This window comes from Arthrobacter sp. H35-D1 (assembly GCF_030063185.1).
GTDB lineage: Bacteria > Actinomycetota > Actinomycetes > Actinomycetales > Micrococcaceae > Specibacter.
The window spans coordinates 1-15,891 of the sequence record NZ_JASISP010000038.1; the positions used below are offsets into that span (position 1 = coordinate 1).

General features: G+C 57.3%; 13 protein-coding genes and 1 pseudogene. 9 read left to right on the plus strand and 5 right to left on the minus strand.

What is annotated here, in order from left to right; genetic code table 11:
- Nucleotides 1–395: 395 nt before the first annotated feature.
- From QMG25_RS19575 to QMG25_RS19585, 3 genes are all read left to right on the plus strand, one after another.
- Nucleotides 396–542, plus strand: coding sequence for a hypothetical protein (locus tag QMG25_RS19575; protein ID WP_283462769.1), 147 nt, complete (start codon nt 396–398; stop codon nt 540–542).
- Nucleotides 543–639: 97 nt separating this feature from the next.
- Complete coding sequence (locus tag QMG25_RS19580; RefSeq protein ID WP_283462770.1) at nt 640–864, plus strand: hypothetical protein; 225 nt, start codon at nt 640–642, stop codon at nt 862–864.
- Nucleotides 865–1,344: 480 nt separating this feature from the next.
- Nucleotides 1,345–3,570 (plus strand): catalase, encoded by a 2,226-nt coding sequence (locus tag QMG25_RS19585; protein WP_283462771.1) that lies wholly within the window; start codon nt 1,345–1,347, stop codon nt 3,568–3,570.
- Nucleotides 3,571–4,239: 669 nt separating this feature from the next.
- On the opposite strand, the pseudogene QMG25_RS19590 reads toward QMG25_RS19585, so the two are convergent.
- Together QMG25_RS19590 and QMG25_RS19595 are read right to left on the minus strand one after the other, a co-directional pair.
- Nucleotides 4,240–4,506: pseudogene (locus QMG25_RS19590) on the minus strand (transposase); the annotation flags it as partial.
- Nucleotides 4,507–4,837: 331 nt separating this feature from the next.
- A complete protein-coding gene (locus QMG25_RS19595; RefSeq protein ID WP_349307163.1) occupies nt 4,838–5,938 on the minus strand; it encodes an FUSC family protein in 1,101 nt (366 codons plus the stop codon).
- A gap of 636 nt (nt 5,939–6,574) precedes the next feature.
- Here QMG25_RS19595 and QMG25_RS19600 point away from each other — a divergent pair.
- Together QMG25_RS19600 and QMG25_RS19605 are read left to right on the plus strand one after the other, a co-directional pair.
- Nucleotides 6,575–7,612: an iron-containing redox enzyme family protein gene (locus QMG25_RS19600; RefSeq protein WP_283462772.1), complete on the plus strand. Its 1,038-nt coding sequence runs from the start codon at nt 6,575–6,577 to the stop codon at nt 7,610–7,612.
- 597 nt (nt 7,613–8,209) lie between these two features.
- Complete coding sequence (locus tag QMG25_RS19605) at nt 8,210–8,467, plus strand: CDGSH iron-sulfur domain-containing protein (protein ID WP_283462773.1); 258 nt, start codon at nt 8,210–8,212, stop codon at nt 8,465–8,467.
- Nucleotides 8,468–8,546: 79 nt separating this feature from the next.
- Here the strand turns inward: QMG25_RS19605 and QMG25_RS19610 are convergent, their stop codons facing one another.
- Nucleotides 8,547–9,158 carry a DUF6328 family protein gene (locus QMG25_RS19610; RefSeq protein ID WP_283462774.1) on the minus strand — a complete coding sequence of 204 codons (612 nt, stop codon included), beginning with the start codon at nt 9,156–9,158 and terminating at the stop codon, nt 8,547–8,549.
- A gap of 353 nt (nt 9,159–9,511) precedes the next feature.
- Between QMG25_RS19610 and QMG25_RS19615 the strand changes: the two genes are divergently transcribed.
- The gene (locus QMG25_RS19615) at nt 9,512–10,657 is read left to right on the plus strand and encodes a glycosyltransferase (protein WP_283462775.1); all 1,146 of its coding nucleotides are present in this window, start codon (nt 9,512–9,514) and stop codon (nt 10,655–10,657) included.
- Nucleotides 10,654–11,733, plus strand: coding sequence for a glycosyltransferase family protein (locus tag QMG25_RS19620; RefSeq protein ID WP_283462776.1), 1,080 nt, complete (start codon nt 10,654–10,656; stop codon nt 11,731–11,733). Before QMG25_RS19615 ends, QMG25_RS19620 begins: the two co-directional genes overlap by 4 nt.
- Here QMG25_RS19620 and QMG25_RS19625 read toward each other — a convergent pair.
- On the minus strand, nt 11,730–12,590 hold the full coding sequence (locus tag QMG25_RS19625; RefSeq protein WP_283462777.1) for a glycosyltransferase family 2 protein: 861 nt from the start codon (nt 12,588–12,590) through the stop codon (nt 11,730–11,732). The two genes, QMG25_RS19620 and QMG25_RS19625, sit on opposite strands and share 4 nt — an antisense overlap.
- Nucleotides 12,591–12,770: 180 nt before the next feature.
- Nucleotides 12,771–13,907, minus strand: coding sequence for a carboxylate-amine ligase (locus QMG25_RS19630; protein ID WP_283462778.1), 1,137 nt, complete (start codon nt 13,905–13,907; stop codon nt 12,771–12,773).
- A 501-nt stretch (nt 13,908–14,408) separates the two neighbouring features.
- Between QMG25_RS19630 and QMG25_RS20685 the strand changes: the two genes are divergently transcribed.
- Nucleotides 14,409–14,609, plus strand: a complete 201-nt coding sequence (locus tag QMG25_RS20685) for a transposase (protein WP_502866457.1) — start codon at nt 14,409–14,411, stop codon at nt 14,607–14,609.
- A gap of 63 nt (nt 14,610–14,672) precedes the next feature.
- Nucleotides 14,673–15,584: an IS3 family transposase gene (locus tag QMG25_RS19635; RefSeq protein WP_283462780.1), complete on the plus strand. Its 912-nt coding sequence runs from the start codon at nt 14,673–14,675 to the stop codon at nt 15,582–15,584.
- Nucleotides 15,585–15,891 lie beyond the last annotated feature (307 nt).

A 15,891-nucleotide genomic window follows, 5' to 3' on the forward strand; every position in this document is an offset into this window, starting at 1 on the left:
CGGATCATCAAACGCGCCATCTCCAAATACCGTGCCAAAGAACGAAGCCCCGACCGCCGCACCTACCCCGCCACACTCACCACCAAGATCTTGACAACACCCCTCAGAACCTAACCGAACGGCATTGCCCCTAACAGTCGACCGCGCAGCGGTCGTCCTCTAGCTTGGTGGGAGCTCGCGAGTACCAAGCCCTCGGTTATCGCACCGCGCCAGCGGACGGGAACCAGTACCAAGGGACCGGCGCGCCAGCGCCGGCCCCTTGTGTCTTTAGTCCTGGTGATCGTCCTGGGCATCGGCAATACCTAGCACGAAATCGTGGACGGTGCCTTGGTCGTAGCGCCAATGATTCGCCCGTTCCAACACGAGCTGCGGCACCGGCAAAACTCGATCTGCCCATGATCGGCCTCACCAGCGGCGGAACTAGCGAGGCTGAACTGCGCGACGCCGACGTCGTGGAGGCCCGCCGTGACGTCCAGACACTGCTGAAGGGCCTCGATCCCAGTGCGATGGGGCAGCTGATTTCCCGGTCCCGACGACCATAAAATTTAAGACGGAAGGCTGAAACTGTCGACAATTGCATCGGCCGCGGATAGATTCATCCTAGATCCGCATTAGCCACCTTCACCATCAAGGAGTGACATGTCATCGTTCGACCCAACACCCGAGAAGAACAACTCAAACCAGCACGAAAGCGACGAAAAAGACCCCGGATCCCAAAGCACATCTGAGCCGCAGGGGGCTTCCCCGCAGAAAACGGCACACCAGAACGCTGACGAGCTGCCCGATGGATCAGGTGACGACAGCCATCAGAGCCACGAGAACCAAGGTCAGGAAAGCGGCGATCAATCCTTCGACGCCGGATAACTGGCTGGATGCCCGCGACCACCCAACCAGTGGGCCACCAGTGTCTCAAACCGGCAAGGCATCGATGAAATGAGATGGGGTAACGAAGGGTAGAAACGCTGGGCTCACCAGCGTCTTTGGAATGGGCCGCCTTGCCCTCACTGCGCTGTTCCCTGGTTCTGACATTTGGGGCGGGTATCGACGTTTCTTACCCCAAGCCATCCGCGAGAACTTCGAGGAGCGAAGCTCACCGGCACGGACGTCATCCACGCGCGACCCCGTGCGGGCACCGCACCAGAGCGTGTCTCGCCTGAAGGCACCTCTCAGGCGCGAAAACCTGAGCTGTGATTGGTGTCATACGGTCGCAAGCTTCGTTAGTCTGTGCGTGTGTGTTGGTGCCGTATCCCAGCAATGCCGAGAAAACTTCATCGTGTAATGATGACCAAATTTAGTCTGCAACGATCCCCAGGCTAAGGAAGTTTGATCTAAGGAGAACGAAGCGTGTCAGCTGAAGATAACATCGTGATTCCCGGCGCACCGTCCAGTGAGCCTCCCAGCATTGCCGAGCCCCAGAAGCCCCACGAACCCCTGCCCCCCAAATCTGATCAACAGACACCAGAGGCTGTATCCCCCACAGGCAGCCCGACAGGCGCACCGGAGAATTCCCGTGCCCAGTCCGGTCCATACCTGACAACGGCCCAAGGCCTGCGTTTGGGTGATACAGACCATTCACTAAAGGCCGGATCCCGCGGACCCACCCTTCTTCAGGACCACCACTTGCGGGAGAAGATCACGCACTTTGACCACGAACGGATCCCAGAACGGGTTGTTCACGCCAGGGGGGCCGGCGCTCACGGCGTCTTCCGTTCTTACGGAACGGCATCAAAGATCACCCGGGCCGGGTTTCTGGCTAGGGATGTAGAAACCCCGGTCTTTGTCCGGTTCTCGACCGTTCTAGGTTCCAGAGGCTCAGCGGACGCCGTCCGTGACACCCGCGGTTTCTCGACAAAGTTCTACACCGATGAAGGTACCTACGATCTGGTGGGCAACAACATGCCGGTGTTCTTCATCCAGGACGGCATCAAATTCCCAGACGTCGTTCATGCCGCCAAACCGCACCCTGACCGCGAAATTCCGCAGGCACAAAGCGCCCATGACACTTTCTGGGATTTCGTTTCCCTCCACACGGAGGCGCAAGCGCATACCATCTGGAATATGTCTGATCGGGGAATTCCCCGCTCTTACCGCACCATGGAAGGATTCGGTGTTCATACTTTCCGCCTTGTTGACGAAACAGACAAAACCACGCTGGTGAAGTTCCACTGGAAGCCCAAGCAGGGCGTGCATTCGCTCGTGTGGGAAGAAGCCCAAATCATTAACGGCATGGACCCCGATTTCCACCGCCGGGACCTCGCTGACGCCATCGAAGCAGGTGCTTACCCACAATGGGAACTCGGAATTCAGACATTCCCCGACACCGAAGATCAAATGTTTGAAGGCATAGATCTTCTGGACCCCACTAAGTTCATTCCCGAGGAACTCGCACCTGTGCAACCCATCGGGCTCATGACCTTGACCGCGAACCCGACAAACTACTTCGCTCAAACCGAACAGGTGGCTTTCCACCCAGGTCATTTGGTCCCCGGCATCGACCTCACCAACGACCCCTTGCTCCAAGCCCGCCTGTTTTCCTACCTAGACACACAAATCTCGCGGTTGGGCGGACCGAACTTCGCCCAACTACCCATCAATCGCCCCCATGCCCCAGTTAACGACATGCTCCGCGACGGCATGCACCAGACGGCCGTCCATGCCGGAACGGCGCCGTACCACCCCAACTCATTGGACGGCGGCTGTCCCTTCCTCGCCGGCAAAGACATCGGCGCCTTCGTCGATGTTCCCGCAGACGTGGCCGCCAGCATTAAGGAACGACGTAACCCGGCTTCCTTCGACGATCATTTCAGCCAAGCACGGCTGTTTTTCCGCAGCCTGACCCCCGTTGAGCAGGATCACACCATTGAGGCTTACACGTTCGAGCTCGGCAAATGCTACGAAACGAACATACGTGAGCGGCAACTTCAGGCCCTTGCGAACATCGACGCTGGTCTCTGTGCTGCGGTTGCCGCTGGGCTTGGAATGCCGGTCCCGGACGCCACCGTACAGCAGATCGATTCAGTGCCCAGCCCTGCACTGTCCCAGCTGGGCAGAGCCTGGCCCGTAACGGGCCGGGTGGTGGGTATCATCGCAGATACCAGCAGTGAACTATCCCAAATCGATGCTGCACGTGAGGCGCTCCATGCGGAGGGAATAGTCCCACTGGTTATCGCGCCCACTGGTGGCATACTCAGCACCGATAATGGCCCAGCCCTGACTGTGCAGCGAACCTACCTCACCGCCCGTTCCACAGAATTCGACGCCATCATCGTGGCCACGGGAGGAACACCGGCAGCGGCCACATCCCTCGCACGTGATGTGAAAGTCGGCCATCCTGGCACCACCTTGGATCCTCGAGTCGCGCTTATGCTCTCAGAGGCCTTCCGTCACGCCAAAGCAATCGGTGCGTGGGGTCCCGGGACTGCTGCCTTAAACGCCGCGGGTATCTCAGCCGAGGCAGCTGGAATCGCGGTGGGAGACAACGCTGCGGCCCTAATCCCGATGATCCATGACATGCTCGCCATGCATCGAGCATGGGAACGATTCCCCGCAACCGGATCAGTCAGCGAATAGGAAAGAGCACCTTAGATCAGGAGCAGCTGACAGTCAGGTTGCAGCGACACCATCGAGTGTCGCTGCAACCTGACTGTCACTGAAGTGAGAGATATCCAACCAATACACCACCGCTGCTGGCATCCATCAGGGTTAACCGAACAGCATGCTAAGAAAGAACCATGGCGGAGGGCTCGATAAACGCTAATTGGTTCCATCTTTCATTGATTCCCACTTCTTCTCTTGGCATTCCGACGTCTAGCGACTCACCAAGCCCACCCAACGGAACGAGATGACTAATAGAACACCTACCAAAGAGCCCACCGCAGTAATTTGTTGCGATGGAAACACCGCGGAGCACTGGACATCTGTGCGTCCATGCTCCTTGATCAAGTCCGTCCGTTAAGGGGGCTTCCTCTTCAACTACTGTTGGCTCGGTGGCTGAATCAGATTGTCCAAGTAATTTCTATAATGGAGACAGTGGCCAGGATCGAAAGTCTGCATAACGCGGGTGTCAAGATCGAGTACGCGTACGCAGGTGGTGTCGCGTCCATCGCTCTCTCGCTCAGCTTGTGGTTGGTCAGCCGCGCTAAGTCGGACCAATCCAAAGCACAAGCGGATCGGTGGAGGATGGTTGCGTCTCGTGGAGTGGTGGAGTTTGCCTCAACACCGTGCGGGTTAGTTCTTTGATTAGGCTGCAGTGAGTTCTGGGAGCAAAATCACCTCCTCCACGGGTTCTGCGTGTGCTGTGTTCATGGCCTTGAGTTCGGCCATGGACGCCTCGCAAGAGGTAGCGTCGGTCCCGTGCTGCTTCCCACTCGTCATGTTGCTCGACGAGGACGGCGCCGGGTTGGGGAAGACCTCGACAACGTCGGTGCGTCGTTTGATTTCCTTATTGACCCGTTCCATCGGGTTCGTGGGTACTACGTGGCACTGGTGCCTGATAGAAAAGCCGGTACATGTGGGCTATTGGAGGTATACCAGCGTCTGGCCTTCGCGCGCCGTGCCACCTCTAGCTCAGGCAGCCGGGTTGCGCCGGCTCCACCGTTGACTTCGATGAGCGGGTCCCACGGGTGATGTTGCACAGGGGCACGATTGATGCGGCATTGAACTTCGCCCCTTACCCCGCCGCACGGGTGCCGGTCCAGGGAAGTGTGCTGCTGTTCTTCACTAATGCCGGCGCACGTGTGCTTTCCCCGAAGTTGCAGCCTTGCTTGAACTTCCCGAGCACAGCGTTGCGAAAGTTGGGAAACGACGTGGCCCGGTTGGCGTCTAATATAAGGCACCGTCACACATTGGTGGTGCTGGGGTCCGCGGGCGTTAGTCGTTGCTGGAGTGCAGCGAGAATCCGCTGCAGGTCCAGTGCCACAGCGATGCCGGGAGCCAGCGAGGGGACATCGTGTCTCTCCTCGACAGCCGCGACACTGATGAAGACGGCAAGGCTCTCCTGAGCTTCCTCAAGGACCTTCGCTGTCTCGTTTCCTTCATCCCAAGCCCGCATCACCTCGGCTATCGTCTGTAAACATCGGCTCAACGGCTCGCGTAGCCGGACATCGAGTGAGAGCTCCAACGACCCTTCCCAGATAGCGGCCACGAGAACTTCCGAAAGGTCGCGGATGTGGAAGGTAATGACTTCCAGGACGGCGAGATCGTCGAAGCCTTCGCTGACGATGAGATGCCGGGACTTCACCATGCCTCGGGGGTTGGCCTGGTGGCTTTCTTTGGCTTCGTGGACGGTCCCGCGGATTTCGCTGACCGTATCCTCCAATTGGTGCCGGCGGGCGGCCCAGGCCTCATGCTCGGGTGGCCACTGTTCCACAAGCGCCTTCGCGACGTCCTCCAGTTGGCCGAGGAGGACTTGGCGCCCATGCGAAATTCGGACCCGTGCAACGTCCAGGGTCAATGGAGGAAAAATCGTCTCATTGACGGCTAAGCCAACCAACACGCCCATCGCCATCTGGACGGCGTACCCAATGGAGAAAGCATCCACACCCTCGGCTCCATCGATGATGAGTACCAGCAGTGTTGCCATCGGCACATAGTCACGGCCTGCTCCCAGACGTGGCACACCGGCAAGCAACACTCCCAGCCCCACTGCGAGGGAGATGGTGATGATGTTGGGGTCCCCCAATAGCAGCACCACAGCGGCCAGCATGATCCCTAAGGCTAGCCCGGCGAGTGTTTGAAACCCGGTCCGCGCGGATGCCATGAACGTCGGATACATACTCACCAAAGCCCCCACAGGGGCATAATATGGGAACTCCTGCGTGACCCCGGGCATGTGGGGTGCCAGAAACCAAGCGACGCCGACAGCTATGGCAGTTTTGGTCGCCAGTAACACACGTTGGCCGTTCACCGTGGACTTGACCCAAGCTTTCAGCTTGTTCACTGGTCTACGTCCATTAGCGGTGACTCTCTATTCCATCGTCCAGCACCGGCAGCATCCGGTACCAGCATATCCAAGGATGAACGAGCAACCGATGCGTCAAGTAGGACCGCCCAGCACCCACCAACTCCGTGGCAAGCTTCGACATACCAACGTCATGACGATGGTAGCTTCGCCCCCCTTTGCCTGAAACAGACCAGCACCCGAAGGCCTGATTCCGGTTGGTGCTCTCACGTCGAATACCCAAGGGCACCCGAGGTGGATGCTCACTACGTAATGAGCACGGAAGTTTCCTTCCACGACACGGCCTAAGAAACCAGCCTTGACTTCTTCCGCCGTCAAGCTGAAAGCCCGTATCGGTACCACAGCTTGTTGGTCTCCTATTCATGGCGCTTGTCTAATGAGGTGAACTCCACGCAAAACTGCGGTGTGGACCCCGCCACGCGGGAGCCAAGAACAAAGGCCTGCATCGAAGAAGATTATTTTATAGCCAACCGGACCCAATTGGTATGCATCAACCCGCTAAGCACTTGCGGTGCTCAATACTGGACGTCACAGCCTCGGGCCAGCCAAGACTAATCAGTGGACCTACAATAAGGGACACCGACCCATGCACTTCCTCGCCCTAGGAGACTGGCCATGAAATTCCCAACACCGCGCGGGCCCCTGAGCAGCTCTCTGTTTGATCTGCTGCAACAGCCCACTGGTACTGAAACAGTTGACGATGGCACGTTCAGTGACTTGGCAGCAAACACCGTGGTGATCAATAGTGATGTTCTCAACAATGAAGATCTCCAGCTGACCTTATTCTGCTTGTACGAACTTCACTACAGTGGCCTAGATGGGTCTGATGAGCGGTGGGAGTGGAATCCGGGACTCATTGCTGCCAGACACAAATTAGAGGACGCTTTCGAACACTCTTTGCGTGTCATCGTCGATCTGCCAGCCTTGGATGCCGCCACCAGCGATGGAGTGGCGAGCGTTCTGTTCGACCTCGCCGCGACCGACACCGGCCCGTCGATGTCACGGTATGTTGCCAAGAAGGCCACCTTAGAGCAGTTGCAGGAATTCTTGATCCACAAGTCTGTTTACCAGCTCAAGGAGGCAGATCCCCACACCTGGGCGATTCCCCGCCTCACCGGTCGCCCAAAGGCTGCCATGGTGGAGATTCAGGCAGACGAATACGGCGGTGGTCGCGAGGACCGCATGCACTCGGCCTTGTTTGCCCGGACCATGCGCGGGCTGGGCTTGGATGATACTTACGGGACTTATATAGATATGGTCCCTGCACTGACGTTGGCGTCCACGAACATGATGTCCTTGTTCGGGTTGAACCGGCGGCTCAGAGGTGCCATTGTGGGTCATTTGGCCGCGTATGAGATGACGTCCTCCCATCCTAATCAGCTCTATGGCAATGGATTCCGTCGGCATGGCTTCGATAAGGACGTCACTTGGTACTTTGACGAACACGTTGAGGCCGACGCCGTTCATGAGCAAATAGCGGGCCGGGATCTTGCCGGTGGGCTGTTCGAGACCGAGCCGGATCAACTCAAAAATATCTACTTCGGTGCCACGGCTGCGCTGGCCCTGGACGCGCTCTCGACAGCTAGGACCATGTCGGCGTGGGAGTCCGGTACAACCTCTTTGCGCTGCGCGCTGTCAGTCGGCATCCCATGACCTGCCCCTCCACCAAAGTATCTTTCCCAGAGGGAGACTCTAATTCTTCCGCCGCACCGGCTGGCAGATCAAGGACGAGAGAATCCGGTGCGCTACCTGAGGGCAATTCGTCAGTGGATGCCGATTATTGTCACCGACGCCTGCCCGACTCGCACAGGAACTCTTTGTAAGACGCAGCGCACCCAACGTCTCACACTTTTCCGCCAACGCGAGAGGGCGATCCTCAATGATTTCGCCTAGCCCGTGCGCGGGGTCGTTGAGCTGTTGCTGCTGCCTCTGATAATCCTCGGCCTGTATTCAGCAATTCCTTAGACGAAGACCGCTCCCTGCCCTCGTGCTCGTGGTTCCCGCATGGACGGGGACAGAATGGGATATCCGCTGAATAGTGGTGCGCTGATATTTGGATGGACGTCCTTATTGCGGGGCCCGGTATCGTTGGTGGAGTGTTCCAGCGCATGTGGATCACCGTGCTCTTCCATAGCCTTGGCGGCGCTCCCCATGCTGGCATCATACTCTCGAAAGAAGCTAACTATGCGAGATGTTGGGACCGAAGCCACTAGGGAAAAATGTTGTCAAATGTAACGAAGGAAAGTCCTCATGACAGAGAAGACCAGCCCTGAAAGTTCTAGCAAGGGAACCGACCGAGTCCGTGAGGAAATTGTCCTTTGTCCCGACGGGCCGATTCTGGTCCGAGGAGACTTCGCGATAGTTTCCACCACCGGTGAGGAAGTGCCGCGTCGACGGCAGACCGTCGCCTTGTGTCGGTGTGGGGCGTCCGGAATTAAGCCCTATTGCGATGGCACCCACAAACTCATCAAATTCCGCACTGAACGCGGCAGACAAGAAGACCGCTGAGGCCTTTCCCTCCACGATTCTTTTTTGCGTCCGGTAGCGAGTTCACTTGGCTTCTACACGGGCCGTGACACGATCTGTTTTATTCAGCTTTTTTGTTTCGGGCCAGCCGAGGGTAGACGAGTAGGGCTGCGATCAGTGCGAACCCGAGCAAGGAAGCGACGACTGCTGCCTCCATAGGGCCTAAAACAACGTAGAAGATTAACGTGGTGGTTCCCAGGACGAGTAACCCGACCAAGGCCAACACGATTCCTACCACGTGGTGTCCGGCGGTCACCAAACGGTTCTTGACTTGCAATCCAAATAACTGCCTGTGTATAGCCACCGGAACAAGCATCAGGCACGTTGCTGCAGCAGCTAGTGCGACTAAGACCAAGTAGAGAACCACTGCCAACGAGTCCAATTCTGAAAATTTTTGTTGGAATGGCAGGGTCAGCAAAAAGCCCGCGATAATTTGGGCTCCTGTTTGCATAACGCGCAGTTCCTGAAGCAGGTCGTTCCAATTGCGGTCGCGCTGTTCGTTGCGGGTCTCGTTGCGCCCGGTGCCCGCATCCTGCCCGTCAGCCGCGTCCCTTGTGTTCAAAGGCTTTGCATCCACCGCTACCTCGTTCTTGTTCCCTGTGTGCCCCATCGCGTCTTCCTGAATAGATTCTCGCCTATGGCCATCCAGCTCAACGAACCATGTCCATGACACCGGTGTGGCGTACCTGCAGGCTGTCTACAACGACGAGTTGGTTCGGACCACCTTGAACGCCGGGCCAGTGCTTCGTGTTGCTGGCATAGGTGGCTGACTTTGACAGCTACATCCTCGACATCGCTGTGGCACTAGGGATCGGCCGTAATCGTTGCTTTCATTGAGGCGCGGACCTATGAAGGAAACCATTCCCAGGTCTTCACTGGCGGAGTCAGGATCCACCAGCTGGCCTGGAATATTCGCCGCCGATTAATCCTGACGAATAGTAAACTGGCGTCTGTAGCGGCGTTGTGTTATGAAATGATAACGAAATTTGAGTTGATCTTTGCACGAATCCAAAAGTATCAAAGAACTTGAAGGAGCCTGCCGATGTTGTTGATGCTGCTATGAAACCCCAGGTCCTTCAAGAGTTCAATCCCTTGAGCATTGCAGTATTGGCCCATCTTCATCACCCGATCGCCTCACCGTTCGCCGGCGGTATGGAGTCTCATACCGCGCATTTGGTCTCCGGCTTGGTTGCTCGCGGGCATGAGGTGACTCTCTTCGCCAAGGACGGCAGTGTTGTGGATTGTCAATTGGTCCCTGTTCTTGACTCCGGGTTCGTGGTGCGTGGTTACCCGGAGGAGGAACGGACCAACGAACAGCATGAAGTCCTCGATGGAGCGATGGAACGGGCAGTGAGGTTCATTCAGGAAGGTTCCTTTGATGCTGTGGTAAACAATTCGTTAAGTCCTGTACCGCACCGAGTCTTGGTTCAGCTGCCTACCCTTCATGTCTTCCATACCCCTCCCCTGCCCCGACTGGTTGAAATCCTCAAAGAGGCTAGTAGGGCACCAGATCTCCTGCATCGTTACGTCACCGTTTCTGAAGCCAACGCACGGCCGTGGCAAGAGTGGATACCGGACATTGAAATCGTCCATAACGGCATTGATTCAGCTCGCTGGAAAGAACCAGTCATAGCGGAGCACGCGGTAGCGGCCTGGACCGGACGCATCGCAGCAGAAAAAGGAACACACGTGGCAATCGCCGCGGCTCGGGCAGCATCCTTGAAATTACGGTTCGCTGGCCCTATCCACGACCAAGAGTATTTCCGGACACTGATTGAACCGCAGCTCGATGATGACATCAGCTACCTTGGTCACCTGGATCAACAAAAATTACAACACATGATCGCTTCCTCCCAGGTCTTTATCTCCTCTCCACTCTGGGAGGAACCATTCGGACTCACTACCCTTGAAGCAATGGCCTGTGGAACACCGGTAGCCGCGTTGCCCGCCGGCGCCATGACCGAACTCATCGGAGCAACCGGGGGCGTAGTCGCTGATGGTCAAGATAGCGAAGCCTTGGCAATGGCAGCGTCCAAGGCCAAAAACATGGATCGGACGCTGGTTCAGGAACGCGCTAGCGGGTTCACCTTGGCCAAAATGATTAAAGGTTATGAACGGATACTTCATTCCATGGTCCACCACCCGTTTTCGCTGGTCTCAGAGGAGTCATGACCCGGTACAGGATTTCTTACTATGCCCACCATTTTGGTACCGGTCACCTGCGCCATGCCCAAAAAGTGGCAGCCAGCGATCTCTTTGATCTCCAGGTCGCCAGCACCGGTCCTCGCAACAACACCTTATTGAAGGGCCCCTTGGAGTACGTGGAGTTAACCCCTGATGTGGGTTCCACGGGCCCCGAGACCGAGGTAGGCCCCGACTATTTTTTGCATTATGTTCCCACCGGTGGCCTCATTCAAGAACGTTTTGCTGAGCTGAACCGTGCGTGGAAAGAGTTCAATCCCGACGTGGTGATGGTCGACGTCTCAGTTGAGGTCGCACTTTTCGCCCGATTGAGTGGCTATCGAGTGGCTTTCCGTCGCATGCCAGGAAATCGAAACGACACCGCACACCAAATGGCCTATTCACTTGCAGACACCATTTTCGGCTACTTCCCCGTTGGTTTGGACGAACCAGAACATCTGGAGAAATTTGGTCATAAGAGCCATTACCTCTCGGTAGCAGAACCGGCAGATCATGCCTCACCCGTGGATCCCGACGTCGCCCAGCGGACGGGGAAGCAACGAGTGGTGGTGCAAACATCCTTGGCATCCGCCATTTCCCTGGAACACGTGGCCCGTGCCGCCGCGGCATCACCGGAGTGGGACTGGGACGTCGTGGGTTCCGTGGAAGAAGGTGTCACACCATTGCCCAGTAATCTACGACTCCACGGCGTTCTTTCAGATCCTCTGACCATCATGCGCTCGGCCACGGTGATTATCAGTTCCGCTGGACATAACGCTGTGGTTGCTGCAGCGAGCTGCCACAGACCCGTTCTTTTAGTGCCCGAAGAGCGTCCCTACGCGGAGCAACTCGCCTTCGCAGCCGCCTTACATATCCGAGCGGGTATCGACATGATCGAAACTTGGGCATCAGCACTCAATTGGCCGCAGACCCTGGAACGCGCAGCGCACAGCGATCCCCATGCACTGGCGAGGACACTCTTTGTGCAGCCTTCCGATTTCAACCAAGGACTCCTTGACCTCCTGCAAGCAACAGCGGCGGGAAAGAACCCCTCCATCACCTTTTAGTAAGCAGCGGAGCTGCGCGCTGATTCAACTTCCTGGGGCGTGGGCATCCGCTGAACGATAAGGGAAGACTGGGACGGGGTCCAGGCAATGAGCCCCCGGTGGACGAAAGCGTTTAACCAACCCTCCATCGGCCAAACGCTCCAGCGAACATGGAATAAGCGAGCATTGTCGATGATTGCCAGGAAATGGTTCAACGGAGGGGAATACACGCCATGGTGTTGATGGAACACCGGTGCATCCACGAACTGCACAGGGATCCCCGCCTCCCGGATTCGAAACGCGAAGTCGGTATCTTCCCCGCCATATCCGCTATAGCCCTCATCGAACCCACCCACGTCGGCAAATGCCGAAGCGTGGATGGCGAAGCCTAGGGACCAGAACATTGCGTGAGCCGACATGGTTGATTCCCTGGGAAGCCCCTTACGTGTGTGATGTTGGACAGAGCCCTCGAGCAAGGTCTCATCGTTCATTCGTAGTGTGGAGTCCAATGGTTTTTTTAGATATCGTGGCTCAGCCATTGCCAAGACCTTTCCCTCGCTCAACACTTGCATGAAGGTAGCGAACAGGTTGGCTGATGGAATGGAATCTACATCGAGAAAAACAAGGTTGGCGCTTTGGGCGGCCGCGGCAGCCGCGTTACGCGCACGAGCTAATGGCAGACCGGAATGAGACTGCGAGGACGAGATGTGCACGGTACGGAGAGGAACAACACACTGCATTGGTGCCGGGGATGGCTCGTTCATGTATACGATCACCACCTCAGCGGGGCGCAGATCGGACGCATCAACCCCGGCCAACAGGCGCCGTAAATGTTCTGTTCGGCCATGGACTAGCACCAGTACGGAAAAAATAGCCACTGGGTGGGGCTCCTTCCGCGTGCATTGCTTGTCAGCACAGCCATGCTGTAAACCCATCATCACATGGCTGCCAGCACCTCGCTATTTCTGCCGACCGGACACGCAGATGCTGCTGACATCAGCGATACACAAACAGGACGGCCCCGGCTGGGCGGCGTGATGCCAAGGATGCGGAGTTAGTCATGCGTGAGCGTCCCGGGAACGAAACTTTTGATCCGAACGGTGTAGACCGGCAGGGGTGCGCGTTAATTCGCTCTCCAGAAGCAGCACCAAACCGGGTAGGCCCCCTGTCGCCAGGGCTTGCCGCTGGCGCTCGGCTCCCGAGCCTCGGGTCGTGGTGTCGCGGAGCAGGGTTTCAACCTCGGCCAAATCTCCGCTGGCTAGCAGTTGGTGGCGGGTTTCCTCCAGCAGGGCCTGCACCGCATCGGAGGCGGGCACGAGCAGCCCGGTAACAGGATGAACTAGGGACCTGGACAGCCCGTCCCGGGCCGCGTGCCAGAGTGCAGCGTCGAGCAGTTCCGGCGCTGGTTGGTTCCGGGAAGTGCCCGAATGCAGTGCGGTGGCGACAAGGGCCCTGCACAGGGCTGCAAGCAAAACCGTGACCCCTGAGTCCAGCTGGGCGTCGGCCACCCTGAATTCCAAGGTTGGCTGACGCTCGGACAGACGCGCATACCAAGCAATCGTGCCGGGATCAGAAGTGGCGCCTATCCCGGACAACGCCCGGATGCGTCGGTCGTAATCACGGTCGTCCGTAAATGGCGGAGGACACCCGGCAGTCGTCCAACGGCGACTGTGGATCGCCCGCCAGCTTGCGTAGCCAGTATCGTGACCGCCCCATAACGGCGAGTTGGCGGAAAGCGCGAGAAGGACAGGCAACCAGCGGCGAACCCCGTTCAGTGCCACGACACCCGCAGCGCGGCCCGGGACTCCAACGTGAACGTGCAGGCCGTTGATTTGGTGTTCCCAGGCAAGTGCCCGGACATTTGCAGCGACTTGCTCGTACCGCTCTCCCGGGGTCAGTACCGGCATCGGACCTACATCGTAGGGAGTACCCACGCCCGCGGCCACTACATGCTGCGTGGCGGCCACGTTTTTCAGGGCCCACCGAAATTCAAGCAGTCCCTCTGCCGCTGCGGACAGTTCGGTGTAGACCGGGGAGGCAAACTCGAGCTGCGATTGGAAGAACTCCTGATGGACCAGGGCAGCACCAAAACCCAACTTGCTGAGACCGTCACGGCACTCCGGCGCATCATTGACAGGGCGGAGCCGGGCCGCATCAAGAAGAACAAACTCTTCCTCTATTCCAAAACTCAGCATCAACTCTCCAAGTCGTGTAGCCGATGCCTGCTGCAGAACCCACCTCGTCCAAGCTCACACCGTAGTTAACAACTGAACGGGGACGGTGATCCGGACCGCCCCCTTTTAAGTTCTTGAGGAAAGTGTACGGCCACGATGGCCGCAGCGGTGGCTGCTGCGTTTCACTGACAGCCGGGCCACCGGGGTGTGCACTGCCCACTAGATATATCCACGGATTCTTGGGGACTCACGGCTCGGGCAGCCGCAGACCCCAGTTTCGTCGTCTTGATCAAGATCTCCGACAGGGCAGAATCCGTGCGACGAGGCGACGGCTCAGCGCGGAGGACGATAAGCAACAAATTGGTACTGAAGCGACTTTACAGTACGGTCACAACCAGTTCGGAAGGATTGCGGCTCAATAAAAAAATCACTGGCCCACCGTGCAGATCGTTCTGGAGCGTCCCCGGTTTGGTGGACACGGTTGGGGTTTGCTCGGGTTCCCGATTGTAGGAGACTACTTTTATGGGTTCCACACGCAGGAGCTTTACCGATGAGTACAAGCGCGACGCGGTAGCGTTGGTTACCGACGGCGGCTATTCAGTCGCGGATGTCGCAAAGAAACTGGATATTAGTGATACGACCGTGAGGAAATGGGTGAAGAAGTATCAACCAGAAACGGCCCCATATAGCGGAGAAGTCGTTGACGGAGTCCGAGCGGAATGAATTACAGCGTTTACGCAAGGAAAACGCGAAGCTTGAGATGCAACTGGACTTTGCAAAAAAAGTATCGACCTGGTTCGCGAAAGGCCAGCAGTAATTTTTGCTGCTATCGCGGACTGGGCTGATTCCGAAGAGTTCGATGTCAAATTCATGTGTGCTGAGTTGGGCGTATCCAAGTCGGGCTACTACGCCTGGAGGAACCGTGGACCCAGTGCCCGCCAGCTCGAGGACGAGACCCTGACTGCTCTGATCAGGTCCGCCCACGAGGACCTGGATGGCAACCCCGGCGTTCGGCGCACGTGGGCCCATCTCACGGCCGTTGGTTGGCGCATTGGAGCCAAGCGCGTCCACCGGCTCATGCGGGCCGCACAGCTGCAGGGACGCCATCCCAAGGCCTGGCAGGTCACCACGGTGGCCGGCGAGAAGCCAGTGAACACGCCGGACCTGATCAAGCGCAACTTCACCGCTACGGAGCCTAATACCGCCTGGTGCGGAGACATCACGTACATTAAAACCTGGGATGGGTGGGCCTACCTGGCCACCGTCATCGACCTGCACTCCCGGGCCTTGGTGGGCTGGGCCCTGGACACGCACATGCGCACCTCTCTGGTGACCGATGCACTGGATATGGCAGTGCACCGGCGACGACCAAAAATGCCCGTTATATTCCATTCAGACCGGGGCAGCGTTTATACCTCCGGTGAGTTTGCGGAATATTGCGTGGATAATAAAATTATCCGCTCACTCGGACGTACCGGGACATGTTACGACAATGCTGTAGCGGAATCATTCTTTGCCACTTACAAGAAGGAACTCATCCACACGAAACCTTGGCCCACCCTGAAACGCCTTCGGCAAGAAACATTTCTTTGGATTGAAGGGTATTACAATACTCGGCGGCGTCATTCAACGCTCGGGTATTTGACACCGAACGAAATTGAGTTAGGCTATAAATCTATTCACGAACTCGCGGCATAATCCCGAGTCCACAAAAGCGGGAACACTCCAACCCCAACGATGGCTTCTGGGCGTGATCGTAGACAGGCCACCAGAAAACCGACGGACCAAGCATCGGGGACTCCACCAAAGAGAAAATAGGGCGAATAACCGCTCCAGCATATTCCTCGTCAGGATCGATTAACGGTGATCTCGCTGAGACTCAGACCTCCGCAAGTACGTGGGATGAAGCCCGCGATTGCGGGGTTTTTCTTTGCTTAAGATGATCAGAAATCAGTTGAGATGTGATAGGCTGTTTGGATGGATCAGGAGACATTGGAGGGCATGC

What these genes read in the sequence shown, in the direction of transcription:
- QMG25_RS19575 (WP_283462769.1), top strand. Translation starts at nt 396, where the DNA reads ATGATCGGCCTCACCAGCGGCGGAACTAGCGAGGCTGAACTGCGCGAC.
- QMG25_RS19580 (WP_283462770.1), top strand. Translation starts at nt 640, where the DNA reads ATGTCATCGTTCGACCCAACACCCGAGAAGAACAACTCAAACCAGCAC.
- QMG25_RS19600 (WP_283462772.1), top strand. Translation starts at nt 6,575, where the DNA reads ATGAAATTCCCAACACCGCGCGGGCCCCTGAGCAGCTCTCTGTTTGAT.
- QMG25_RS19605 (WP_283462773.1), top strand. Translation starts at nt 8,210, where the DNA reads ATGACAGAGAAGACCAGCCCTGAAAGTTCTAGCAAGGGAACCGACCGA.
- QMG25_RS19620 (WP_283462776.1), top strand. Translation starts at nt 10,654, where the DNA reads ATGACCCGGTACAGGATTTCTTACTATGCCCACCATTTTGGTACCGGT.
- QMG25_RS19630 (WP_283462778.1), bottom strand. Translation starts at nt 13,907, where the DNA reads ATGCTGAGTTTTGGAATAGAGGAAGAGTTTGTTCTTCTTGATGCGGCC.
- QMG25_RS20685 (WP_502866457.1), top strand. Translation starts at nt 14,409, where the DNA reads ATGGGTTCCACACGCAGGAGCTTTACCGATGAGTACAAGCGCGACGCG.